Annotated in this window: 28 protein-coding genes and 1 other RNA gene; 22 read left to right on the plus strand and 7 right to left on the minus strand. The window is 71.0% G+C overall.

Annotated features, from left to right (window positions below; translation table 11 throughout):
* Nucleotides 1-50 precede the first annotated feature (50 nt).
* Nucleotides 51-881, plus strand: coding sequence for an N-acetylmuramoyl-L-alanine amidase (locus BLS56_RS27815; protein ID WP_091456865.1), 831 nt, complete (start codon nucleotides 51-53; stop codon nucleotides 879-881).
* A 24-nt stretch (nucleotides 882-905) separates the two neighbouring features.
* Nucleotides 906-1,808: a TolB-like translocation protein gene (locus BLS56_RS27820; protein WP_139191030.1), complete on the plus strand. Its 903-nt coding sequence runs from the start codon at nucleotides 906-908 to the stop codon at nucleotides 1,806-1,808.
* A gap of 600 nt (nucleotides 1,809-2,408) precedes the next feature.
* On the opposite strand, the gene BLS56_RS27825 is transcribed toward BLS56_RS27820, so the two are convergent.
* Complete coding sequence (locus tag BLS56_RS27825; protein WP_091456869.1) at nucleotides 2,409-4,469, minus strand: DNA polymerase III subunit gamma and tau; 2,061 nt, start codon at nucleotides 4,467-4,469, stop codon at nucleotides 2,409-2,411.
* 115 nt (nucleotides 4,470-4,584) lie between these two features.
* Here BLS56_RS27825 and BLS56_RS27830 point away from each other — a divergent pair, with 115 nt between their 5' ends.
* Entirely contained in the window at nucleotides 4,585-5,586 is a 1,002-nt protein-coding gene (locus BLS56_RS27830) for an LLM class flavin-dependent oxidoreductase (RefSeq protein WP_228771998.1), read from the plus strand.
* Nucleotides 5,587-5,588: 2 nt separating this feature from the next.
* On the opposite strand, the gene ffs is transcribed toward BLS56_RS27830, so the two are convergent.
* From ffs to BLS56_RS27845, 3 genes are all read right to left on the minus strand, one after another.
* Nucleotides 5,589-5,683, minus strand: an RNA gene (ffs, locus tag BLS56_RS27835) — signal recognition particle sRNA small type.
* Nucleotides 5,684-6,191: 508 nt separating this feature from the next.
* A complete protein-coding gene (locus BLS56_RS27840) occupies nucleotides 6,192-6,569 on the minus strand; it encodes a hypothetical protein (protein WP_139191031.1) in 378 nt (125 codons plus the stop codon).
* 119 nt (nucleotides 6,570-6,688) lie between these two features.
* On the minus strand, nucleotides 6,689-7,114 hold the full coding sequence (locus tag BLS56_RS27845; protein ID WP_091456877.1) for a helix-turn-helix domain-containing protein: 426 nt from the start codon (nucleotides 7,112-7,114) through the stop codon (nucleotides 6,689-6,691).
* A 169-nt stretch (nucleotides 7,115-7,283) separates the two neighbouring features.
* Here BLS56_RS27845 and BLS56_RS27850 point away from each other — a divergent pair, with 169 nt between their 5' ends.
* The 15 genes from BLS56_RS27850 (at nucleotide 7,284) to BLS56_RS27920 (ending at nucleotide 16,475) form a co-directional block, all read left to right on the plus strand.
* Entirely contained in the window at nucleotides 7,284-7,514 is a 231-nt protein-coding gene (locus tag BLS56_RS27850; RefSeq protein WP_091456879.1) for a helix-turn-helix domain-containing protein, read from the plus strand.
* 43 nt (nucleotides 7,515-7,557) lie between these two features.
* Nucleotides 7,558-7,944, plus strand: coding sequence for a hypothetical protein (locus BLS56_RS27855; protein ID WP_228771991.1), 387 nt, complete (start codon nucleotides 7,558-7,560; stop codon nucleotides 7,942-7,944).
* Entirely contained in the window at nucleotides 7,941-8,201 is a 261-nt protein-coding gene (locus BLS56_RS27860) for a hypothetical protein (RefSeq protein ID WP_091456881.1), read from the plus strand. The genes BLS56_RS27855 and BLS56_RS27860 overlap by 4 nt, the downstream gene beginning before the upstream one ends.
* Nucleotides 8,171-8,518, plus strand: a complete 348-nt coding sequence (locus BLS56_RS27865; RefSeq protein WP_091456884.1) for a hypothetical protein — start codon at nucleotides 8,171-8,173, stop codon at nucleotides 8,516-8,518. Before BLS56_RS27860 ends, BLS56_RS27865 begins: the two co-directional genes overlap by 31 nt.
* A 141-nt stretch (nucleotides 8,519-8,659) precedes the next feature.
* Nucleotides 8,660-8,869 (plus strand): hypothetical protein, encoded by a 210-nt coding sequence (locus BLS56_RS27870; protein WP_139191032.1) that lies wholly within the window; start codon nucleotides 8,660-8,662, stop codon nucleotides 8,867-8,869.
* Nucleotides 8,866-9,738 carry a helix-turn-helix domain-containing protein gene (locus tag BLS56_RS27875; protein WP_091456890.1) on the plus strand — a complete coding sequence of 291 codons (873 nt, stop codon included), beginning with the start codon at nucleotides 8,866-8,868 and terminating at the stop codon, nucleotides 9,736-9,738. The genes BLS56_RS27870 and BLS56_RS27875 overlap by 4 nt, the downstream gene beginning before the upstream one ends.
* Complete coding sequence (locus BLS56_RS27880) at nucleotides 9,735-10,262, plus strand: zinc finger domain-containing protein (protein WP_091456893.1); 528 nt, start codon at nucleotides 9,735-9,737, stop codon at nucleotides 10,260-10,262. The genes BLS56_RS27875 and BLS56_RS27880 overlap by 4 nt, the downstream gene beginning before the upstream one ends.
* Complete coding sequence (locus tag BLS56_RS27885; protein ID WP_175483080.1) at nucleotides 10,259-10,702, plus strand: RusA family crossover junction endodeoxyribonuclease; 444 nt, start codon at nucleotides 10,259-10,261, stop codon at nucleotides 10,700-10,702. The genes BLS56_RS27880 and BLS56_RS27885 overlap by 4 nt, the downstream gene beginning before the upstream one ends.
* Nucleotides 10,699-11,733, plus strand: coding sequence for a DNA cytosine methyltransferase (locus BLS56_RS27890; RefSeq protein ID WP_091456895.1), 1,035 nt, complete (start codon nucleotides 10,699-10,701; stop codon nucleotides 11,731-11,733). The genes BLS56_RS27885 and BLS56_RS27890 overlap by 4 nt, the downstream gene beginning before the upstream one ends.
* The gene (locus BLS56_RS27895) at nucleotides 11,733-11,930 is read left to right on the plus strand and encodes a hypothetical protein (RefSeq protein WP_091456898.1); all 198 of its coding nucleotides are present in this window, start codon (nucleotides 11,733-11,735) and stop codon (nucleotides 11,928-11,930) included. The genes BLS56_RS27890 and BLS56_RS27895 overlap by 1 nt, the downstream gene beginning before the upstream one ends.
* A complete protein-coding gene (locus BLS56_RS27900) occupies nucleotides 11,911-12,438 on the plus strand; it encodes a WhiB family transcriptional regulator (protein WP_091456900.1) in 528 nt (175 codons plus the stop codon). The genes BLS56_RS27895 and BLS56_RS27900 overlap by 20 nt, the downstream gene beginning before the upstream one ends.
* A gap of 118 nt (nucleotides 12,439-12,556) precedes the next feature.
* Entirely contained in the window at nucleotides 12,557-12,892 is a 336-nt protein-coding gene (locus BLS56_RS27905) for a hypothetical protein (protein WP_091456902.1), read from the plus strand.
* A gap of 942 nt (nucleotides 12,893-13,834) precedes the next feature.
* Nucleotides 13,835-14,617 carry a hypothetical protein gene (locus tag BLS56_RS27910; RefSeq protein ID WP_091456904.1) on the plus strand — a complete coding sequence of 261 codons (783 nt, stop codon included), beginning with the start codon at nucleotides 13,835-13,837 and terminating at the stop codon, nucleotides 14,615-14,617.
* Nucleotides 14,618-14,731: 114 nt separating this feature from the next.
* Nucleotides 14,732-15,223, plus strand: coding sequence for a helix-turn-helix domain-containing protein (locus tag BLS56_RS27915; RefSeq protein ID WP_091456907.1), 492 nt, complete (start codon nucleotides 14,732-14,734; stop codon nucleotides 15,221-15,223).
* On the plus strand, nucleotides 15,216-16,475 hold the full coding sequence (locus tag BLS56_RS27920) for a PBSX family phage terminase large subunit (protein ID WP_091456909.1): 1,260 nt from the start codon (nucleotides 15,216-15,218) through the stop codon (nucleotides 16,473-16,475). Before BLS56_RS27915 ends, BLS56_RS27920 begins: the two co-directional genes overlap by 8 nt.
* On the opposite strand, the gene BLS56_RS27925 is transcribed toward BLS56_RS27920, so the two are convergent.
* Nucleotides 16,462-16,713: a hypothetical protein gene (locus BLS56_RS27925; protein WP_091456911.1), complete on the minus strand. Its 252-nt coding sequence runs from the start codon at nucleotides 16,711-16,713 to the stop codon at nucleotides 16,462-16,464. The two genes, BLS56_RS27920 and BLS56_RS27925, sit on opposite strands and share 14 nt — an antisense overlap.
* A gap of 49 nt (nucleotides 16,714-16,762) precedes the next feature.
* On the opposite strand from BLS56_RS27925, the gene BLS56_RS27930 reads away from it, so the two are divergent.
* From BLS56_RS27930 to BLS56_RS27940, 3 genes are read left to right on the plus strand one after another with little or no spacing between them, the layout of a single operon-like run.
* Nucleotides 16,763-18,319 (plus strand): phage portal protein, encoded by a 1,557-nt coding sequence (locus BLS56_RS27930; RefSeq protein ID WP_091456913.1) that lies wholly within the window; start codon nucleotides 16,763-16,765, stop codon nucleotides 18,317-18,319.
* The gene (locus BLS56_RS27935; RefSeq protein ID WP_091456916.1) at nucleotides 18,291-20,261 is read left to right on the plus strand and encodes a phage minor capsid protein; all 1,971 of its coding nucleotides are present in this window, start codon (nucleotides 18,291-18,293) and stop codon (nucleotides 20,259-20,261) included. Before BLS56_RS27930 ends, BLS56_RS27935 begins: the two co-directional genes overlap by 29 nt.
* Nucleotides 20,258-20,446 carry a hypothetical protein gene (locus BLS56_RS27940; RefSeq protein ID WP_091456918.1) on the plus strand — a complete coding sequence of 63 codons (189 nt, stop codon included), beginning with the start codon at nucleotides 20,258-20,260 and terminating at the stop codon, nucleotides 20,444-20,446. Before BLS56_RS27935 ends, BLS56_RS27940 begins: the two co-directional genes overlap by 4 nt.
* Here the strand turns inward: BLS56_RS27940 and BLS56_RS31020 are convergent.
* Both BLS56_RS31020 and BLS56_RS27945 read right to left on the minus strand, forming a co-directional pair.
* Nucleotides 20,434-20,685 carry a hypothetical protein gene (locus BLS56_RS31020; RefSeq protein WP_228771992.1) on the minus strand — a complete coding sequence of 84 codons (252 nt, stop codon included), beginning with the start codon at nucleotides 20,683-20,685 and terminating at the stop codon, nucleotides 20,434-20,436. The two genes, BLS56_RS27940 and BLS56_RS31020, sit on opposite strands and share 13 nt — an antisense overlap.
* Entirely contained in the window at nucleotides 20,682-20,864 is a 183-nt protein-coding gene (locus tag BLS56_RS27945; protein WP_091456921.1) for a hypothetical protein, read from the minus strand. Before BLS56_RS27945 ends, BLS56_RS31020 begins: the two co-directional genes overlap by 4 nt.
* 113 nt (nucleotides 20,865-20,977) lie before the next feature.
* On the opposite strand from BLS56_RS27945, the gene BLS56_RS27950 reads away from it, so the two are divergent.
* On the plus strand, nucleotides 20,978-21,574 hold the full coding sequence (locus BLS56_RS27950; protein ID WP_091456924.1) for a hypothetical protein: 597 nt from the start codon (nucleotides 20,978-20,980) through the stop codon (nucleotides 21,572-21,574).

The following is a 21,574-nucleotide window of genomic DNA, read 5'->3' on the forward strand; positions in this document are numbered from 1 at the left end:
ATGGTGTCGAGTCCAGCTTAGAGGGCGGCCCGCTGTGGCATCGTGAAGCCGTGCTGACACGACGCGCGGCGGGTCTCGCGGTCGCCTGCGCCATCGCGGCGGTGACGTCCGCGTGCGGCGGGGCGACCACTCCCCCAGCGGGCGTCGACGCGCGGGTGACCGCCGTCGCCGAGTCCCCTCGCCAGTCGCCCGCCGCGGCGTCGCCCGCGCCGTCCAGGGCGCAGGGGATCTCCACCGGGCGGACCGTGGTGCTCGACCCCGGGCACAACGGCGGCAACGCCGCCCACCCCGCCGAGATCAACAAGCGGATCTCCGCGGGCCGGGGCCTGATCAAGCAGTGCAACACCACCGGGACCGCGACGGCGGACGGGTACCCGGAGCACGCGTTCAACTGGGACCTCGCCGGGCGGGTCCGCGACCTGCTGACCGCGCGCGGCGTCAGGGTGGTCATGACCCGCCAGGACGACACCGGCGTCGGCCCGTGCGTCGACCGGCGCGCCGCCATCGGCAACGAGTCCGGCGCGGCGGCCGTGGTCTCCCTGCACGCCGACGGCGCCGAGACGACCCGCGCGCACGGGTTCCACATCGCGTATTCCGCGCCCCCGCTGAACGACGCGCAGGGCGAGCCGTCGCTGCGGCTGGCCGAAGCCCTGCGCGGCGCGATGCGCGCCGCCGGTCTGGTCACCGCCACCTACATCGGCTCGGACGGACTGGACCAGCGCGACGACCTCGCAGGCCTGAACCTCTCGACCCAGCCCGTGGTGCTGGTGGAGTGCGGAAACATGCGCAACCCGGAGGAAGCGGCGCGGATGTCGAGCCCCGCGGGCAGGCAGCACTACGCCGAGGCCATCGCGAACGGCATCCTCGCATTCCTCGGCTGACCGTCCTGTGACAGGCTGGAGATCATGTCCGGGATGCGGGTGCTCGACATCGACGAGCGCGGGCGGCTACTGACCGCGGTGGCCGAAGGAGACCAGGTTCGCCTGGCCGAGATCGACGCCAAGGGCGTGCGCGGCGACCTCACCGTGGCGAGCGGGATCACCACGGCCAAATACCTGCCCGGCGAGCGCAAAGTGGTCGTGCAGCACGGCGAACCGGCGCAGCTGTCGCTGCTCACCGTCGGCGGCAAACTGGCGCCCCTGCTCGGCTCCCCCACCCACTCGACCGAACTCCTGGGTGTCCTGCCCGGCCGGATCGTCTACCGCGCCAACCGCAGACACCGCCTCCTGTACTCGGTCGTCATCCGCAACGTCCTCGTCGGCGAAGAGCAGGCCGTCTACGACCGCGGCGGCGCGGTAATCGAGGCCGCGGTAAGCCCCAACAGCCGCCACATCGCGATCCGCCTCCCCCGCAAACTGCTCCTGGTCGACACCATGCCGGTCACCGAAGACGACCACGTGCGCCTGATCTCCCCGGAACCGGCCGAACGCGGCCGCCGCAACCTGCGCTGGCTCCCCGACTCCGGCAGGCTCGTCGCCACCGAATACACGGAAAGCACCGCCCGCATCGTCCGGTTCGACGTCGCGAGCGAAAGCTGGCACCCCCTGGTCGTCTCCCTCGACCAGTCCACCACCGGCTGGGTGGCCCCCGACGGCCGCCGCGTCGCCGTCGCCGCTGGCCCCCGCATCGCCTTCCACCGCGCGGAAGACGGCGCCTTCCTCCGCGAAGCCGAACTCCCCGGCGACATCGCCCCCGACGCGTTCCTCTGGTCCCCCGACTCCAGCAGGGTCGCCCTCACCACCACGCTCGGCCAACTGGCCGTGGTCGAAGCCGACACCGCGGCGGTCCACCCCATCCTGGTGAACTGACCCGCCCACTGCCGTCAGGGTTCCGTCACAGTCGGTGTGCGCCGCACTCACGACCGGGACATCGGCCGATCACTCCACAAGCTCCGAGTTCGGTTGAACTGGATGCAAACACCGTTCTGTTTGGTGAACACACAGGTCGATAAGTGTCTTCCCGCGCACGCGGGGCTGTTCCGGCTGCGGCCACCTGCCCAGAAGGCTGCGGACTTGGCTGTCCCACCGCCCCGACACGCACAGGTCGTTGACCGACCACGGTTCCCCTCAAGCGGGCAAGCAGGGCGCACAGCCGATGCGTCAAAACCCGCCCGCCCCAACCAAAGAGCTGCATCTGTTTCCTGCGAGACACCCACACGCGGATGTGACCGGCAGTCAACCGTGCCCTAGGGACAGTGCCTTGACGAGTGCGTTTTCGACTCGTTTCCGCCGCCCACCGCCCCCACAACAAAGCCCCACCCACCCTGGGGGCTGACCCCGCTCCAGTCTATCGGCGCAGGTCAGCGGCGGGAAGGGGATGCGCCGCGGCTGTGGATAACTCCGGACCATGTGGATACCGGACGCCGCCCCAGGACGAAACCGTGGTAAGGCCGGGCAGGTGCCGGGCCGTCACTCGACGGGGCGGGCGCCCAGTTTCTCGGCGAGCAGTTTCAGCATGGCGGCCTCCGGGTCCTCCCGGGCGGCGGCGTCGTTCGGGTCCGGCTTGCGGGCGGCCTGGGCGAGCATCTCCTCCTCGTCCTCCGGCTCCGGTGGGGGCGGGAGGTCGGGCTCGGGCGGCTCGGGGGGCAGGTCCTCGGCGGGCGGGCGGTTGTTCATCACCCGGCGCGGCGGCTCGAAGGTGCGTTCCGAGCGCGCGGGGGCCGCTGGGCGGGCAGGTGGTGCGGCGGCGGCCCTCGGCGGGGGCGGCGCGGCGGCGCCGGGTTCGGCGTGGACGCAGCGCACCTGCCAGCGGCCGCCCAGCACGGAGACCAGGGCCTGGGCGATCGCGTCGGCGTTGCGCGGCTCGCCGAGCCTGCGGGCCAGGGGGGCGGCCGGGTGCGCGATCACCACGACGTCGCCCTCGACGGCGGCGACGGTGGCGTTGGTCAGCATCGCCTCGGTGCTGCGGCTCGACTTGCGAACCGCGCCGAGCAGTTCCGACCACACCCGGCGCACCCCGGCGGCGTCCAGCGCCCCCGGCGTCGACTCGGCCACCGGCTCGGGTGCGGTGGTCGGCTCCGGCTGCGCTGGGCGTGCCGGTTCGGCGGACGGCTGCGCCGCCCGCTGCGAGGGCCGGGTGATCACCGGGCGCTCGGCGTCCTGACTCGCCCGCTGTGCAGGCCGGGTGACGACCGGACGCTCAGCGGGAGCCTCGTCCCGCTGCGGCGGCCGACTGGCGGCCGAGCGCTCGGCAACCGCCTCCCGCTGCGACGGGCGACGGGCGACCGGGCGCTCGGCGGCGGCCGGTTCCGCGTCGACCGCCCGCTGCGACGCCCGGGACGGCTCCGCGCCGGGGGCGACGGTGATGCGGCGCTCCACCTGCTCCAGCCGTTGCAGGACAGCGGAATCCGCCGCCGCGTCGGTCGGGACGGCGCCGGGAAGCAGCATCCGCGCGCACAGCAGTTCCAGCAGCAGCCGGGGCGCGGTGGCGCCGCGCATGTCAACCAGGCCGGTGTGCACTATCTCGGCGTACCGGGCCAGCGTCGCCGCGCCGATGCGCTGGGCCTGGCCGACCATGCGGTCCAACTCGTCGTCCGGGGCGTTGACCAGCCCCCGGGTCGCCGCGTCCGGCACGGCGCGGAGCAGGACCAGGTCGCGCAGCCGGTCGAGCAGGTCGGCGGCGAAGCGGCGCGGGTCGTGCCCGGCCTCGACCAGCCGGTCGACCGTGCCGTAGACGGCGGAAGCGTCGCCAGCGCCGAGCCCGTCGACCATGTCGTCGATCAGGGCCACGTCGGTGACGCCGAGCAGCGCCACCGCGCGCTCGTAGGTGACGCCCTCGGGGCCCGCGCCCGCGAGAAGCTGGTCGAGCACCGACTGGGTGTCCCGGGCCGAGCCGCCGCCCGCGCGGATGACCAGCGGGAACACCGCTGGCTCGACCACGGCCCCCTCGGCGGCGCAGTTGCGTTCCAGCAGGTCGCGCATGGCGCCCGGCGGGATCAGCCGGAACGGGTAGTGGTGCGTGCGGGACCGGATGGTGGCGAGCACCTTGTCCGGCTCGGTGGTGGCGAAGATGAAGACGAGGTGCTCCGGCGGCTCCTCGACGATCTTGAGCAGGGCGTTGAAGCCCTGCGTGGTGACCATGTGCGCCTCGTCCACGATGAACACCCGGTACCGGGACTGGGCGGGCGCGTAGAACGCCCGGTCGCGCAGTTCGCGGGCGTCGTCCACGCCGCCGTGGCTGGCCGCGTCCAACTCCACCACGTCGACCGTGCCCGGCCCGTTGGGGGCGAGGCCGACGCAGGAGTCGCAGGTGCCGCACGGCTCGTCGGTGGGGCCCTTCTCGCAGTTGAGGGAACGGGCGAGGATGCGCGCGCTGGAGGTCTTGCCGCAACCGCGTGGACCGGAGAACAGGTAGGCGTGGTTTACCCGCCCCGCGGCAAGAGCGGTGCGCAGCGGGACAGTGACGTGTTCCTGGCCGACCACCTCGGCGAAGGTCGCAGGCCGGTACTTGCGGTATAGGGCGAGCGCCACGCCGCGACCCTACCCGCCGCCCCCGACAGCCCCGCCGCCCCGGTGCGGCGATCACCAGCGGGTGGACAGACCGGGAATCCGGTAAGCGCGGGCGGCGTTGTCCCCACACGTGCCCATCCCGTACTCGGTCCTCGACCTCGCCCCGGTCGCCAGCGGCTCCACCGAGACCGCCGCGCTGCGCAACAGCCTCGACCTCGCCCGCACGACCGAACGGCAGGGCTATCACCGATATTGGGTAGCCGAGCACCACAACATGCCCGGCATCGCCAGTTCGGCGCCCGCGGTGCTGCTCGCGCACATCGCGATGGCCACCTCGACCCTGCGCGTCGGTTCCGGCGGCGTCATGCTGCCGAACCATCCGCCGCTGGTGGTGGCCGAGCAGTTCGGGACGCTGGAGGCGCTGCACCCGGGCCGGATCGACCTGGGGATCGGCCGCGCGCCCGGCACCGACCAGGTGACCGCCCAAGCGCTGCGGCGCTCCAGCGGCCCGCTGTCCGCGGACGACTTCCCCGAGCAGCTGACCGAGCTGGTCGACTACTTCACCGGCCGGAACTCGCGCGGAGTGACCGCCGTGCCCGCGCTGGGCAACCAGCCCGCGGTGTGGCTGCTCGGGTCCAGCGGCTACAGCGCGCAGGTCGCCGGGCTCTTGGGGCTGCCGTTCGCGTTCGCGCACCACTTCAGCGCCGAGAACACCCTGCCCGCGCTGGCGCTGTACCGGGACCGCTTCCGGCCGTCGGCAGTGCTGTCGGAGCCGTACGCGATGATCGCCGCCAGCGTCGTGTGCGCCGCCGACGACGAGACGGCACGCGCCCTGGCGGAACCCGCGGCGTTGCAGTTCCTCCAGCTTCGCAAGGGCAGCCCCGGCAGGCTGCCGTCACCGGCGGAGACCGCCGCCTACGAGTACACCGACCTGGACCGGCTGTTCATCGACGAGCGCCTGGAATCGCAGGTCATCGGCGGCCCGGAGACGGTGCGGGCGAAACTGGCCGAACTGCTGGCGGAAACCGGCGTGCAGGAGCTGATGATCACCACCAACGTCCATGACCACGCCGACCGGCTGCGCAGCTACGAGCGCGTCGCCGAGATCGCGGGACTGGCCGCGCGGGTGGCCGCCTGAACAAAAGGGGACCCCGTGCACCTGCCAGAGCCCGCTTATCCTTGCTGCCTTCCGGCCCTGGGGAGGTTCGCGAGATGAACACCGCACGGGGTCCACGGACAAGTGTAGCGGCACCCCGCGACCGCTCTCGACGGGGCGGCGAACCACCCTCAGCCACCCGACCCGAATCGCTTAGGCGCGCGTCGCATTCAAATCGAACCTCAAAGAGTCGGTAGCGCCAGCCTCCGGCAGACGCTCCCGGCGCACCCCTTGGGCGACGCGTGCGCCAATCGTGCGACCTCGCGGCCCCGCCGCACGCCCAGGTCAGACGGGCACACCCGGTCTGACCCCCCGTTTTGGCCGGTCAGACCAGCGTCCGGTACCCTCTTCGACGGAGGATTCGCATAGTGGCCTAGTGCGCACGATTGGAAATAGTGCGGGCACATGCTCTGTGCTAGGTCCGATTCTCCCAGGTCGAGCAATGTTACGAGAGACGCAATAGTGCGACCTCGCAAAGCGATCGTAGCGTATCCCGTGAAGCTCACACCAGCGCCCTGTCGCGGTCTGCTCGGCATGAGCGCAAGCAGAGGCGAGCGCCGCGCGCGACCTTCGAGCGGCCGTCTACCTCACGCGGTCGCGATGGCGCGGTAGACGGTGTCCCATGCCGAGATCAAGTTGTCGACGGCTTCGAGGTTGAGCGGAATCGGCTTGAGTTTTTCGCCGTTTCGCCAGTAGGTCATGCGCCCGTTGTCGAGCGCGAAGACCAGGACGGCGTCCTTATTGGTCCGCTCTCCCCGGAACCGGGTGGCGAGTTCCAAGTCGGTGTGCTCGCCGCGTCTCATTCGGGTCCGTAGGTACTTCCAGGCGACCAGTGCTCGTCTGGCCTGCTCGGCAGTGATGATCACGGGTTCGAGTTCGCTCTGCTCCAGCCAGGCCCGCATGGTGCCGTTGCCGAGCGCCTTGATCCACAAGCGCATAGGACGCGCATCCGCGGACCAGTCCACGAAACACTCTTCCACTGACACCGCCCACTCGACACGACTACTCCTTATGGAGGTATACACGTCGATTGCGTAACCATCCACCCCGTGTGGGGTGACCATTTTTGATCATTTGCGCGGCGTCACTCGGCGTTCATGGAGTGGACAGCGAGACGTCGCGACAACTCGTCGGTGACCCGGTTCAGTTCGGCTGTCAAACGGTGGAGTTCGGCGGCGAGTTCTCCGTCTGACACCTGGGATAGATCATTTCCGGCCACTCTCCGTCCGGGCCTGCTCGGATCGTCTGTGGTGATGCCCACAAGACGCAGCGCCTCGGCGACATCGGCGCCGACCGCACGAGCGACCTTCTCGACGGTGAGCTTGGTCGTGCCGACGGGAACCTTCCTGTCCCCGCGCATCATGTAGCCGCGCTCAAGCTGCAATATCTTGCCCTGGCTGACGCCGGAGCGTCGGGCGGTCGCCGCGATCGACAAGCGAGCCTGCTCTCGGGCGGCTGACAGGTACGGCCCGAGCGGCCAGGGGGGAAGGTCGCTGTCGTCGGCGCTCATAGATCGAGTCTGGTCAAACAAACTCGCATCACGCAACCCCGCTCACCATCGGGTTGAGCTGCGAGCGTGACGGGGCGAACACGCGCTGTCCTACATAGACGGGCCTCCACCTGCGCATACATCTGCAAACACTTGTGCGATACGAGATTATGCGAATACTGTGCGAGCCATGGTCGCTCCACCCATCGACACGTCCAAGCTGCGCCGCCTGCGCATCACGTCCCGGCGAACTGTGACCCAGCTCGCCGCGGACGCCGGGTGCACCAAGGGCGCTTTGTCCGCTATCGAACACGGCCGCCGTCGGCCGAGCCCGGCCCTGCTCGGTCGACTCGCCGACGCCCTCGGCATTGACCCCGGCGAGTTGCTGCTGCCGGACGACTCCACCGCGCAGGCGTCATGAACACCACCATCGACAACGACAAGCCCGACGCCGGGGGTGCGCGATGACCGCGACCACGGTGAACGGGGTTCGGGTGGTCGACGACCGCCCGACCAACGCGCAGATGCGCGACCGGGCAGGCAACCCGATCCTGTGGCAGCAGACCCGCACTCTGGTTCTCGCCGACGGCCGGACCGTCTACGGGTGCGCGCACTGCGACTACACCTCGAACAACGTGCGCTCGATCCGCCCGCACCTCAACCGGCACCGCGCCGACGCCGCCCCGCGGGTCGACCTCGGCGAACTCGGCGGGCTCACCCTCGCCGAGGCGGTCGCTCGGCTCGCCGAGCACGACCGGGTCGCCGGCGAGCGCGCCGAGTGGAAGCAGCGGGCGCTCGCCGCCGAACGGGCGCTGTCGACACTGCGCGCCGCCCTGCGGGGTGTCACGTGACGACCGCCCTCGTCCCTACCGGCCTGGTGCTCGTCTGTTGCGGCGAGCACCGGGCGAGCGGCTGCTGCGATGTCGACGACTGCGCGCCGTGCTGCCCGGAGTGCCCGACCTGCGTTGTCGTGCAGGCCCGCGCCCCGGCGCAGCGCGCGGCCGACGCCGCTGCGCACCGCGACCTGTTACTCGCGCTCGCGGCGTGGGCCGCAGACATCGGGGAGGGGGCGCCGCCATGGCCGACGACGTCGACCAGCTCGCCTTAGCGTTGGCCGACCGCCGCGCCGGGCAGCAGGCGAACCTCGCCGCGGCCACCGCCGGGCACCGGCGCTACCGCGAGGCCGTCGAAGCTGTGCTCGCCGACCTGGTCGCCACCGGGCACCCGTTCACCGCCGACGACGTGCGCCAGGCCGTTCCCGCGGATGCCGAGGCCGAGGCGCACTCGCCGAACGTGCTGCCGTCGGTGCTCGGCACGTGGGCCGCGCGCCGGGTGATCGTCCCGTGCGGGGAGTACCGCAGCCGACGCCGCCCACGTCGCGCGAGCCGTAACCGAGTCTGGATCGGGAACCACCCTAACGAGTGATCTTCACGCGGGTTGACAACTAGTCAACATAACGCGTCCGAACGCCCTTAGCGTCGGATCGACCACAGAAACGCCTGCCCGCCAAGCCTTTTCGGCTGTTGGCGCGATGGCGCACGCCCTCATTCGAGTGCAGAGGACATGATGACCACCGCAGTACGCCGCTTGAACCCGCTCACCGTCGAGGCAGCCCTGCGCGGCCGACGCGCTTACCGCGATCTTCTCGCGCCCGAGGCCGCCGAGGTGCTGCGCATCCTCGCCCGCCGTGGCGACCCGCTCGACCAGGTCGCCGAACTGCTCGACGTCGACCCGCACAAGATTGCCGGGCGGCTCACCGCGGCGAGGCCACGGTGAGCGTTCACGCGCTGCGCTGGGCCGTCGAGCAGAACGCGGGCGGCCCCATGCCGAAACTCGTGCTGCTCGTGCTCGCCGACCACGCCAACCGGGACGGGCGCGCGACGACCTCGGTCGCCACGTTGGCGCGTGAGACCGAGGCGTCCGAGCGCACGGTGCGCCGAGCCCTCGACGCGCTCGCCGAGCGCCATCTGATCGCCCGCGCCCGACGCCAGCGCGGCACCGGCGCCGACACCTCGAACGTCTACCGACTCACCCTCGACGGTCCACATGAACCGGTCACTGTGACCCCCGCACCCGTCGGTCACAGTGACACCCCTGACGGACAGAGTGACCCCCGCCCCCGGACACAGGGACACCCCCGGGATGTCACAGCGTCACCCCACGCGGGTGTCACAGTGACACCCCAAGGTGAACCGGAAGTACTGAACCGAACCACAGAACCGAAAAGCGGCGCCGCCCGTGCGCGAGGCACGACCACCGTCGCCGAACTCTCGGCGACCGCGGTCCGCCCCGACGCCTACCGGCTGGTGTCCGCCTGGCGCGAGCAGACCGGCGTCGCCTACCGCCCGGCGACCGTCCGAGCGCTGGCCAAAATCGCCGACGGGCTGCTGCGCGACGGCGCCGACCCGACCGCGGTCCGGGCCGCGCTCGACGAGTGGCACCGGCGACCCGACGCCCGCCCCGGCCTGCTCCCCCACCTCTACGACGACGCCGTCAAGGCCGCCCACCACAACCGGAACCCACCGGGCCGTCCGGCAGCGCGTTCGGGCCGCGGGGACAAGGTCCGCGGCTGGCTCGCCCTCGCCGACGTCGACAAGCACGGCCACGTCGAGCCCGGCCGGCTCGCTGTCGAGGGGGCGCGGTGAACCGGCAGGAGGTCGCGACTCTGCTCGGCGCCGCCTCGGCCGTCGACCCGAAGGTGCCCCAACCCGACCCCGACGTGCTCGACATGTGGGCCGCGATCCTCGACGACGTGCCCGCCGAAGTCGGTGCCGACGCCGTGCGCGAGCACTACCGCCACCACGCCGAGACCGTCATGCCCGCCGACATCGTCGAGCACTGGCGCGCCGTCCGCCGCGACGCCACCGAACGCCGACACCGCGCCGAGCTGACCGCCCGCGCCCGCCAGCTCGACGAGAACGGGCTCCGCGCCATCCGCGACGGCATCACCCGCGTCAGCGCCGCGCTCGCCGCCGCCCGCGGCATCGACCCCGAGCACGCCGAAGCCGACGCCCGCCGAGCCTTCCTCGCCGTCCCGTGCCCCTACTGCCGCGCTCAACCAGGAGACCGATGCACCGGCCCCGGCGGTCGCCCGCTCACCAAGACCACCGCCCACCCCGCGCGCCTCGACGCCGCGTTCGCCGCCATGACCAACCAGGGGAACCAGTGATCAACCACGACGACAGCGGGCGCGACCGGTCGGCAGCGTCGCCGCGCGTGCGCGCGGGCGACGCGCCGACCTCCTACACACTGCTGCTGCCCTACCGCCGTCCGCCGCTCACCGCGAACCAGCGTCACCACTGGGGCCGCCGCGCTCGGCTGACCGCCGAGGTTCGCCGCGACACCGCGACGCTTGCCCGCTCGCTGAGTGTGCCCGCGCTCGGCCGCTGCTCGGTCCGGCTGGTCTGGACCGTCACCGACCGTCGCCGCCGCGACGCCGACAACCTCGTGCCCACCCTCAAAGCGTGCGCCGACGGGTTGGTCGACGCCCGCGTCGTCGTCGACGACGTGCCCGCGCTCATGGTCAAGCACATGCCCGAGATCGTGCTCGGCGAGCGCGCCGCCCTGGCGCTCGTCGTCGAGCCCCTGCCCGCCGGGGGTGCGCGGTGAGAATCGGCTCGCTGTTCAGCGGGTACAGCGGTCTCGACCTCGGGGTGCGGGCCGTGCTCGGCGGGTCGGTCGTCTGGCACGCCGAGGTCGACACCGCCGCGTCGCTCGTGCTCGCCCATCGGTGGCCCGGGGTGCCGAACCTCGGTGACATCACCGGCGTGAACTGGTCGCAGGCCGCCCCGGTCGACGTGCTCGTCGGTGGGTTCCCCTGCCAGGACGTCAGCAGCGCGGGCAAGCGGGTCGGTCTGCGCCCCGGCAGCCGCTCGGGGTTGTGGTCCCAGATGGCCTACGCCGTGAGCGTCCTGCGTCCGCGGCTGGTCGTCGCCGAGAACGTTCGGGGGTTGCTCAGTGCACCGGCCACTAGCCAGATGGAACCCTGCCCGTGGTGTCTGGGAGACCACGCACCCCATGCTGTGCGGGCACTCGGCGCCGTACTCGGCGACCTGGCCGACCTCGGGTACGACGCGGCGTGGTGTGGCCTACCCGCTTCCGCCGTGGGAGCACCCCACAACAGATTCCGGGTCTTCGTCGCTGCTTCCGACACCGCGGGCGAGCGACACGGGGACGCCTGGCCGACGCGCCGGCGAGGGCTATCGGCCGCCGCTGTCGCAGGTGATCTTCGAGCGCCTGCCCGCGGCCGAGGCAGCGGGCGCGGCGACCTTGATGCCCACTCCGACGGCGCTGGACGCCAAGGCATCGACCAGGAAGGCCACCGGAACCCGGGCGACGCTCACCGACGCGGCTCGACTGATTGGGGCGACTACACCCCCGCCATCCGACGATGGGAACGGCGGCTAGGCCGACCAGCGCCCGCCCCGATAACCACCGGACACCACGGCGCCCGCGTGCTCGACCCGGCATTCGTCGAGTGGATGCAAGGCGCCCCCGAAGGGTGGGTGACCCACGTCCCCGGCCTGTCCCGCACGGCAATGCTCCGTGTGCTCGGAAACGGCGTGATCCCGCACCAAGCCGCCGCCGCGCTGCCATGGCTGCTCGACACCCTCGCCGCACCAGTCGAACAGGCCGCGTGATGGACGCCGACACCCGCCACGAGCTGTCCACAGTGGCCATTGCCGTGCACCGTGCGCTCACCCACCACCAACGCCGCGACGAACACGACGCCGACCTCGCCAACGCCCCACGCGTCACGTACTCACCGATCACCCGCGCCCTCGACGACGCGCTCGACACCCTGCGGAGGCTGCTCGATGACGCTGCGTCTGCCTGAATGGCACGCACGGGCCGCCTGCCGGGGGCGGATCGACCTCGATTTCGTCGAGCCCGGCGAGCAGCTCGCCGAGTGCCTCGCCCTGTGCGCCGCGTGCCCGGTCGCCGAGCAGTGCCTCGCCGAGGCCCTCGACGCGGGCGAAGCGTGGGGCATCCGCGGAGGACTCGACGCCGACCAGCGCGAAAAGCTCGCCGAGCAGACCGGCCACCCCGCACCCGTGATCAAACCCGCGCACGGCACGAACTCCCGCTACGCCAAACACGGGTGCCGCTGCGACCTCTGCCGCGAGGCCCACACCGCCTACGACCGGCAACGCCGCGAACGCAACCGAGCACGAGCACGAGCGGGCGACCCATGGGTGCGGCCGATCGCGCTCGCCGCGCCGATGCGCACCGGCCGCAGATGGACCGGAGCCGGGCAGTACGTCTTGCCTCTACCCGGCGTACCGGCACCTGACCAGGTCGAGGCCGGTTCCGGCCTGGTCGAACTGGTCGCCGTCGCAGCGTGATCGGTGACCGAACGACATGGTGACAGGCACCGTGTCACCTGAAATGAGCAGCGCGAACCCCAGTGCGGCGAACGGGAAGTCGGTAACGTCCCCGGCGGGACGACGTCAAGGGGGAGACGTGAACGAGGACTACCAGCAGCGCGCCTATCACGCGCTCGTGCGCGCCATGGTCCAGTTCGCCGACCCGGTGAACTGCCGGGAAGCCCACCCACACGACGACACTGTCGAGTGCACCCGGTCACGGGCACACCAAGAGGTCTACCGAACCCCGCACCGCGACGAGAACGATGTCGAGTGGTTCTCGGCGTACTGCCGCTGCGCCTTCGTCATCCGCCGCGATGAGCCGTGCGGCCAGTGCGGCGGAAGCCGTCGCCTACTGCTCGACCACCTGCCCGACGTCGAGCCCGCCGTCAACGTCCTCGACGACCGGGTACCGGACACGACCACGGCTTGACCGCAAGCGCTCCATCCACCTAGGCGAACAGCTAGCCGAGTGCCTCGCCCTTCTTCGCAGCGTGCCCGGTCGCCGACTACACCACGAACAGAACCAAATGGTTCTCTACTGCGGATGCGGGCCGCCAGTTCCACAAACAGGGCCGAGTACGACCACGCACCAACGACGAATGGGCACCCGTCGGGCAGCAAGCCCAACGCGCGAACGGCGTAGTAAATCATCTAACTCGGCAACGCCAAAATCTTACATTTCCTACATTTCGTACATTTCCTCGCCAAGACAGGTGCACATCTACGCTCAATTTGCATTTTATCTTGCTAGATAACCCCTTGAGCACAGGTGGCCTGACCAGGCCATATAGGTGAGACGGGTACAGTGGTGAGGCAACAAACAGGGAGCGGGCCGGTGTGCTAGCACCGGCCCGCCCGTCCGCGGTGGGCTACCTCGGTCCGCGTGCGTGCTTCGCTACGACCCGGAGAGCCCCGGCTAGTGGCCTTGTGCAGGTGGCAAGGCCACTAGCACCCACGGCGTCAGCCAAGACGCCGACCACATCGACCGCCAAGGCGCACCGCTCCAACATCAGCGGAACACCCTGGGGCTCCCCCGATGGGGACCACCGCTGTCCGTCTGGCACTCGTACCTCCTAACAGCCGTGCCCTTCGACTCGACGAGCCGAATAGGCGGACACGGCGCCCGAGTTGCCTCCCATGAGATAGCCGACCAGACCGACGACACCAATAATGCCAGGCTCCCCCGCGCACTCTACGCATCCCCCTGACAACTGGTTGTAAATGTGTGAGAACCGGAACTCTGAACTTGAAGACAACTCCTGATCGGGTGACAGGCAGACGGGACTGTCATATCGTGACGATCTGCATCACCCCCCGGTGCGCCACCCCCACAGCGGACAGCTACATCTGTCGGTCATGTCATGGCAGGCTGGTGTCCGACCTCAGGCAAGTTGCCGAGTTGGTCGACGACCTCGACGACACCGTCGCCCGGCGAACCCGGACCGGTCAGCGGGTCGGCTCGCGTCCGGCCGTGACCGGTCTGCCGTTCAACGACGGTGCCGCCGAGGTTCGCGACGACTTGCGCAACGTGCTCTCGACGTGGGTGCGTGACCTGTGGGAGACACACGCGCCGCGCCGCCAGGTGCCGACCGGAGAGACCGCGCCGGACGGCTCACCGGTGGTGTTCGCCGAACTCGATGCGCTCGACCTCGACGACACCCTGCCCGAGATGGCCGCGTGGCTGCGCCGACACCCGACCTGGATCGAGCACCATCCGGCCGCGGGCGAGTTGGTCGACGAGATCACCGACGCCGTCGAGCGCGCCCGCCGGGCAGTCGACCTTCCTCCGGTGCGGTTGTTCTGCGGGCCGTGCCCGGACTGCGGTGCCGACCTCTACGCGCGCCCGGACCGGGTACTGGTCGGGTGCCGCGAGTGCGAGTCGCGCCATGATGTCGAGGTCCTGCGTGCCGCGCTGCTCGGCGCCGCCCGCGGGGCGCTCGCGACCGCGGCCGAGGTCGCCCGCGCGTTGCCGGGGCTGCTCGGCCGCGACCTGTCCGCGAACACCGTGCGCACCTGGGCACGCGCGGGCAAGCTGACCCGGCGCGAGCCCGACAAGCGTGGTCGCCCCCGGTATCTGGTCGGGGAGGTGATCGACGTCGCGCTCGCGACTCCGACCCGTTCGCATGTCACCCGCGCCGTCGGTGGGTCCGCCTAAACTGCTCAATCGCGGCGGGTGAGTTGTGCCCGCACCCCGAACCACATGGCCCCGCGACCTGTTCCCCCTGGTCGCGGGGCTGTCGTATGTCTGGACCGGGCGAGGTGACCGACCTTGCCTCGCAACCTGATCACCGTCGCCGATCGCGCCCGCGTGCGCGAGCTACACGCCGAGGGCAAGACCCGCAACGACATCGCCCGCGCAATCAATCGTTCGCCCTCGACAGTGACCGGCATCGCCCGGTCACTGGGGCTCTCGTTCGACCGCTCGGCAACCGCCGCGGCGACCACCGCCCGCCAGATCGACAATCGAGCGCGCCGTGCCGAGATCGTCGGGCGGCTCTACGGCCGCGCCGAGCACCTGCTCGCCCGGCTGGAGGCCCCGGCCTACACGTTCACCGCGACGACGATCAACGGCATTGAGTCCACGTCGCTGGACCACGTGCCCGCGCCGGACGAGAAGGCGCTCGCGTCCGCGCTGTCGACGCACCTGTCGGCCGCCGGGCGGCTTGAGGCCGTCGACGCCGACAAGGGCAGTGAGAGCGCGAAGTCCATGCTCGGCGGGCTCGCCGTCGCGCTCGGCATCCGGGTCGCGGGCGATGCCTGACGTCGACCTGCCGCTGTCTGCGAAACAACTCGACTCCCTGCGGGAGTCCTCGACGCGCGTGTCGATTTGGTCGGGTGCGATCCGCTCGGGCAAGACCATCGCGAGCCTGCTCCGCTGGTTGATCTATGTCGCGTCCGCACCCCGCGGCGGGCTGCTCGTCGTCGTGGGCCGCACCCGCGACAGCGTCGCGCGCAACGTGTTCGCCCCGTTGCAGGACCCGTCGCTGTTCGGGGCTGTCGCCGACCAGGTGCACTACACCGCCGGGGCGCCGACCGCCCGAATCCTCGACCACACCGTCTACGTGCTCGGCGCCAGTGACAGCAAGGCCGAGAAGGTGCTGCGCGGCCTGACCGTCGCGGGCGCCTACGTCGACGAGTTGACCGTCGTCGCCGAGGACTTCTTCACGCAGTTGCTCGGCCGGATGAGCGTTCCCGGGGCGCAGTGCTTCTGCACGACCAACCCGGACAGCCCGGCGCACTGGGTGAAGCGCCGTTACCTCGACCGGCTCGACGAGCTGCCCGACTGGCGCGCGTTCTCCTTCGTCCTCGACGACAACCCCGCACTAGAACAGTCCTATAAGGACAGCATCCGGCGGGAGTACACCGGACTGTGGTTCCGCCGGTTCATCCTCGGCGAGTGGGTCGCCGCCGAGGGCGCCGTGTTCGACATGTGGAACCCGGCCGATCACGTGCTGCCCTGGGAACGCCTCCCCGACATGGCGCGGCTGCTCGCGGTCGGGATCGACTACGGCACGACCAATGCGACCGCGGCCGTGTTGCTCGGCGAGGGGGTCGACAACCGCCTGTACCTGGTCGACGAGTGGAGCCATGACCCCGCCCGCGCGCGGGTGCGGCTCACCGACTCGCAACTGTCCGCCGGGTTGCGCGACTGGCTCGACCGGCCACACCTGCCGTGCCCGACCATGCTGCGTCCACAGTGGATCGTCGCCGACCCCTCCGCCGCGTCGTTCCGGGTCCAGCTCCACAACGACGGAGTGACCACAGCCGCGGCCGACAACGACGTCAATTACGGCATCCGCGTCGTCTCGTCGCTGCTCTCCGAGAAACGCCTACGCGTCGCCGACCGCTGCGCCGGGTTCATCCGCGAAGCACCCGGCTACTCCTGGGACGACTCGGCCACCGCCAAAGGCACCGATGCCCCGGTCAAGGTCGCAGACCACAGGCTCGACGCCGGGCGCTACGCGATCACCACGACAGAGAACCTGTGGCGCCCGGTCCTCAGTGCCGCCTGAACATGACGTAAGCCTCGGGTCTGCCTTTGGTGTCAGCGGCAACGGAGAAGTGTTCCACTCTCCAGCCTGCGGACTCCACTGCCTGAATCTGTACCGACCAGTCCGCGATCTGACCGGACAGCCCGTGGTGGGTCGCCGGGTAGTTGAATCTCGCGACGAACACAGTCTGCCCAGCTTGCGCCGCCTTCTGCGCATCCGCGCTAGCGGTGTTCGCCTTGGCGTCCTTGAAGATTCCCATTCGGCAGATTCAACTGCACCCGCCGCCCCGGCAGGAAGAGGGGTGCAACGTGCCTGATTCCTGGCCCCCGAAACCGTTCGATCAGGCCGCGGGCAAGATGCGCGAGTGGAACGCCTGGTATGTCGGGCGTGCTGAGCAGCTCGCCGCGCTGTACGGGTCCGGTCCCGTGGTGCACTCCCGTCCTGGTCAGTACCGGGGCGGGCTGGTGGGCGCGGTCAGCCGGTTTTTCTGGGGTCGCCCGGTTTCCCCTCGGGGGCAGCAGCGCACGCGTGTGCATGTGCCGCTCGCCGCGGACATAGCGACCGCGAGCGCTGACCTGTTGTTCGCCGAGCCCCCGCGGGTGCTCGCCGAGGACACCACAGCGCAGGCTCGCCTCGATCAGGTGCTCAACACCCCCGAGACGCACTCGGCGCTGTTGGAAGCGGCCGAGGTCGCCGCCGCGCTCGGTGGCGCATATCTGCGGGTGGTGTGGGACGGCGACGTTCGACCGCACGCGATGCTCGATACGGTCGACGCCGACGCCGCGGTACCGGAGTGGCGTTGGTCGCGGTTGTCCGCGGTGACGTTCTGGCAGACCGTCGCCGTCGACGGCCCGACCGTCCTGCGCCACCTCGAACGGCACGAGCCCGGCCGGATCGTGCACACCTTGCACCAGGGCAGCGACGACGACCTCGGCCGCCCGATCCCGCTCACCGAGCACCCATCGACGGCATGGGCCGCCGAGCTGGTCGACGCTGACGGCGCGATCGGCACCGGCACCAAACGACTGACCGCCGCCTACGCGCCGAATATCCGGCCGTCGCGCGAGTGGCGTCCGGTCCCGGCGCTGCGTCCGCTCGGCCGTAGCGATTTCGACGGGGTCGAGCCGCTGCTCGACGTGCTCGACGAGGTCTATTCGTCCTGGGTCCGCGACATCCGGCTAGCGAAAGCCCGGCTGATCGTGCCCGCCGGCTACCTCACCCCAAACGGCCCCGGGCAAGGCGCGACGTTCGACGACGATCAAGAGGTGTTCACCGAGGTGAACATGCTCACCGGCCGCGGCGACGGGGCGCCGCCTATCACCCCGTCGCAGTTCGCGATCCGGGTCGCCGAGCACCAGGCCACCGCCCAGCAGATCACGCACGACGTCCTCCGGTCCGCGGGCTACTCGCCCTCGACGTTCGGGGAGATCAACGGGAGGGCGACCGGGGTCACCGCGACCGAGGTCACCGACCGCCGCGAGCTGTCCGAGACCACCCGCGACAAGAAAAGCCGCTACTGGTCGGCCGCGCTCGGCCCCCTGGTCGGCGCGCTGCTCGACGTCGACGCGCACGTGTTCGGCACCCGCGGTGTGACCGGTTCCGAGCCTGTCGTCGAGTTTGGCGACCAAGCCCAACCCGACACCGCCGAGCTTGCCCGCACCGCGCACGCGCTGTTGACCGCCGAGGCCGCCTCAACCGAAGTCCGGGTGCGCTTGGTCCACCCGGAGTGGACCGGCGACCAGGTCGACGCCGAGGTCGGGCGCATCTTCGCCGAGACCGGCCGCGCCGTCCCCGATCCCGCCACCTGGCGCGGCTTCGAGAACGGGGGCGGAAGCGATGGCGTGGGAGCCCCCGCCGGGCAGTGATCCGGCCGAGGTCGTCGAGCAGCTCGCCCGCGACATCCTCGCCGTGTTCACCGAGGTCGAGGCAAGGTTGCTCGGCGACATCGCCCGCCGCGCCCGCGCAGGCGCCGACGTCCCGGAGTGGGCGACGCAGAAGGCCGCCGCCGTGCGCGAGATGCGCCTCGCCGTCGAGCGGCTGATCACCCAGCTCCGCGCCGAGGTCGGCACCAGTGCGGCCGAGGCCGTGCTCGCCGCGTGGCAGGCGGGCAGCGCCGCCGCGCTCGCTCAACTCGCCGACCTCGGCGCGCTCGACGAGCCGCAGCTCGTCGCGCTACGCGAGGTCATCCCCGGCATGGACGCCGCCGCGCTGCTCGCCGCCGACCTCACTTCGCGGCTCGACGCGCTCTATCTGCGGGTGCTGCGTTGGGGGCAGGACGCCTATCAAGTCGCGGTAGCCGCAGCGGCACCGGCGCAGTTGCTCGGCACGGGCACGACCCGCTCAGCGCAGCGCGCCGCGTGGGACCGCCTTGTGTCGCAGGGGGTTTCCGGGTTCGTCGACCGGTCCGGGCGTCCGTGGAACCTCGCGACCTACGTCGAGATGGCCACCCGTACCGCGACCGCGCGAGCGTGGAACGAGGGACACCTCGCCCGCCTCGACTCCCTCGGGGTCGACCTGGTCACCGTCTCCAACACCACCGACGGGTGCGCCCTGTGCTCGGTGTGGCAGGGGCGCATCTTGGTCCGCACCGGAACCGGCGGAGCACGCACCGTCGAGAACGAACTCACCGGCACTCCGATGCGCGTCGAGGTCGCCGGAAGCGTCGATGAAGCCCGCGCCGCCGGGCTGATGCACCCGAACTGTCGGCATACGTTCGTCCCGTTCATCCCCGGTGTGACCCGCCTCGACGAGCCGGTCGAGCACGACCAGGCCGCCGAGGACGAACGCGAACACCTTCGCGAGCTGGAACGCAAGGTCAGAAAGGAGAAGCGCAAGGAAGCCGGGGCGCTCGACGACACCACCCGGCGCGCGGCACAGCAGCGCATTCGAGGGCTACAGGCCGACATCCGCGAGCACGTCGACGCGACCGGGCTCAACCGCAAGCGTTACCGCGAGCAGCTCGACCTCGGCCACGGCACGATCTCGGCCGCGCGAGCCCGCCGGGCCGCGCTCGCCGACCAGGTCGCCGACGGGACCGGCGAGCAGGCCCGCCTCGACGCCGTCGCCGCCGAACAGGCACAGCGGCGCGAACGCGAACGGCTCGCCGCCGAACAGGCCGAGCGTCAACGCGTCGAACGCGAGCAGGCCGAGGCGCAGCAGGCCGAACGCGACCGGGCCGCGCGGGTCGCCGCCGAGCTTGCCGCGCTCAGCGACGAGGAACTCGACGCGCGGTTCGTCGAGGTGTCCGACGACGAGTCGGCGATCGACGCCGTGCTCGACGAGATGAACCGCCGCCAGGCCGAGGCCGACCGGGTAGCCGAGCGCCGCGAGCAGGACCGGGCGCGCCGCGAGCAGCAGCGCGCCGAGCGCGACGCCGCGCAGTGGGCGCGGTTCGAGGAACTGATCGACGAAGGATGGTCGGACGAGGAAGCCGCCGCCGAGGCATACGGGCACAGCGTCGAGCGGCAACGCCGAGACCGCGCCATCGCGCAGCTCCGCGGGCAGGGCTACACCGGCCGCGGGTTCGACGAGTTGGCGCGCAAGGCTTTCCGTGATCACGTGTACGAGCAGTACATCGCCGCCGAGGACGCCACCCGCGGGCACATGGTGACCCCGGCAGGCCAAGCCGCCGGGATCGACCCGCACGCCCTGTTCACCGGGCCGGAGAGCCGCGCCCGGAAGTGGGCATCGGACGAGCTGAAAGAATGGTGGGACACCCACGGCCGAATTACCTACGATGAGTGGACGGCCCGGCTGCTCGGCGAGAACCCCGGACAGGGCACGACAGGAGACGGTTGGTTGCGATGACGACACCCGCCGACGAGGTACGTCTCGCGTTGGCCGCCGGTCGCGCCGCCGCGCAAGCCCGCCGACCCGTTCGCGCCAACCCGTACCGGGGCGACGCCGACACCGCGCGTGAGCGCGTGCTCGCCCGCGCTTGGGTCCGCGGTTACGGCAACGCCAACCCGATGCCGGTCGACTACTCCGGTTGATCCTTGCGCGGTCGGCCGATCCGACCCGGTAGCCCCGCCCGCCATGTCTCGATCTCGGGCACCCGATCGGGCAGCCATCCCGGCACGCCGGGTTCGTCGCCGATCACCACATCCGGCTCCGGGAACGGGTGCGCCGAGCCCGCCGGATACCGCTCGCGCCATTTGCTGACCGCATGACGAGAGACCGGGCTCACCAGAGCCCGGCCGATCCCCGCCATGTCGAGGTGGCGAACGCTCACGCGCCGAGAACCCCCTGCCCGGTGATGGCCTCACGCGGGATCAACTCCCACGGGTCCGGCATGACAGCCGACTCGACGACCGTAGCCGCGGGCGCCTCGGCCGCGCCGAACAGGTCGTCGAGGGCGAACTGCCCGCGAGCCTCGGCCTGCAAATCCGTCGCGCTGAACAGTGCGAACATCCGAACCCCTTAAGTCGTCTCTATTGTTGACAACATTAGCCACCCGGCCTTGATGTCGTCAACACGCGAGACGACTTTTTTCGTTTCCCACATCACAACCAGGAGGTCACCCCTTGTCCGCACCGATCCCGACCGGCGCCGAGACCGCGCCGACCGATCCGGCGCCGCCCACGGAAGCCGCCCCGACCGAACCGGCCGCAGGCTCGACCACCGCCGCACCGAGCCCGGCGCCGGAGGTCGAGGCGTTGCGCGCGGAGATCGCCGACTGGCAGAGCAAGGCCGAGGGCGCGCAGCAGTCCATCGTCGACAGGATCGCCGCCGCGCTGGGCATCGCCGAGGCGGGCGAGACGCCGACCGTCGAACAGGTCACCGAGCAACTCGGCGCAGCCCAGCGGGACGCGCGCGAGCGCGCGGTCGACCTGGCCGTGTACCGGGCCGCGCCGACCGCGGGCGCCGACCCCGACGCGCTGCTCGACTCCACCGGGTTCCGGCGCCGGGTCGCCGACCTCGACCCCTCGGCCGAGAAGTTCGGCGACCAGGTCGCCGCCGCCATCGCCGAGACCGTCAAGGCACACCCGCGGCTCGCCGCCGCACCCGCCGCGGCGCCGCGCAGCGGCTCACAGATCACCGGCGGATCACCCACCGGTTCCGACGACCTCGGCTCGCTCTCGGTCGAGGACTACATCAAACGCACCCGAAAGCGGAAGTGA

The organism is Actinokineospora iranica (genome assembly GCF_900101685.1).
GTDB classification, from domain to species: domain Bacteria; phylum Actinomycetota; class Actinomycetes; order Mycobacteriales; family Pseudonocardiaceae; genus Actinokineospora; species Actinokineospora iranica.

What these genes read in the sequence shown, in the direction of transcription:
- BLS56_RS27920 (WP_091456909.1), top strand. Translation starts at nt 15,216, where the DNA reads ATGCCTGACGTCGACCTGCCGCTGTCTGCGAAACAACTCGACTCCCTG.
- BLS56_RS27925 (WP_091456911.1), bottom strand. Translation starts at nt 16,713, where the DNA reads ATGGGAATCTTCAAGGACGCCAAGGCGAACACCGCTAGCGCGGATGCG.
- BLS56_RS27895 (WP_091456898.1), top strand. Translation starts at nt 11,733, where the DNA reads ATGGACGCCGACACCCGCCACGAGCTGTCCACAGTGGCCATTGCCGTG.
- BLS56_RS27940 (WP_091456918.1), top strand. Translation starts at nt 20,258, where the DNA reads ATGACGACACCCGCCGACGAGGTACGTCTCGCGTTGGCCGCCGGTCGC.
- BLS56_RS27900 (WP_091456900.1), top strand. Translation starts at nt 11,911, where the DNA reads ATGACGCTGCGTCTGCCTGAATGGCACGCACGGGCCGCCTGCCGGGGG.
- BLS56_RS27870 (WP_139191032.1), top strand. Translation starts at nt 8,660, where the DNA reads ATGACCACCGCAGTACGCCGCTTGAACCCGCTCACCGTCGAGGCAGCC.
- BLS56_RS27855 (WP_228771991.1), top strand. Translation starts at nt 7,558, where the DNA reads ATGACCGCGACCACGGTGAACGGGGTTCGGGTGGTCGACGACCGCCCG.
- BLS56_RS27845 (WP_091456877.1), bottom strand. Translation starts at nt 7,114, where the DNA reads ATGAGCGCCGACGACAGCGACCTTCCCCCCTGGCCGCTCGGGCCGTAC.
- BLS56_RS27850 (WP_091456879.1), top strand. Translation starts at nt 7,284, where the DNA reads ATGGTCGCTCCACCCATCGACACGTCCAAGCTGCGCCGCCTGCGCATC.
- BLS56_RS27865 (WP_091456884.1), top strand. Translation starts at nt 8,171, where the DNA reads ATGGCCGACGACGTCGACCAGCTCGCCTTAGCGTTGGCCGACCGCCGC.
- BLS56_RS27820 (WP_139191030.1), top strand. Translation starts at nt 906, where the DNA reads ATGTCCGGGATGCGGGTGCTCGACATCGACGAGCGCGGGCGGCTACTG.
- BLS56_RS27945 (WP_091456921.1), bottom strand. Translation starts at nt 20,864, where the DNA reads ATGTTCGCACTGTTCAGCGCGACGGATTTGCAGGCCGAGGCTCGCGGG.
- BLS56_RS27935 (WP_091456916.1), top strand. Translation starts at nt 18,291, where the DNA reads ATGGCGTGGGAGCCCCCGCCGGGCAGTGATCCGGCCGAGGTCGTCGAG.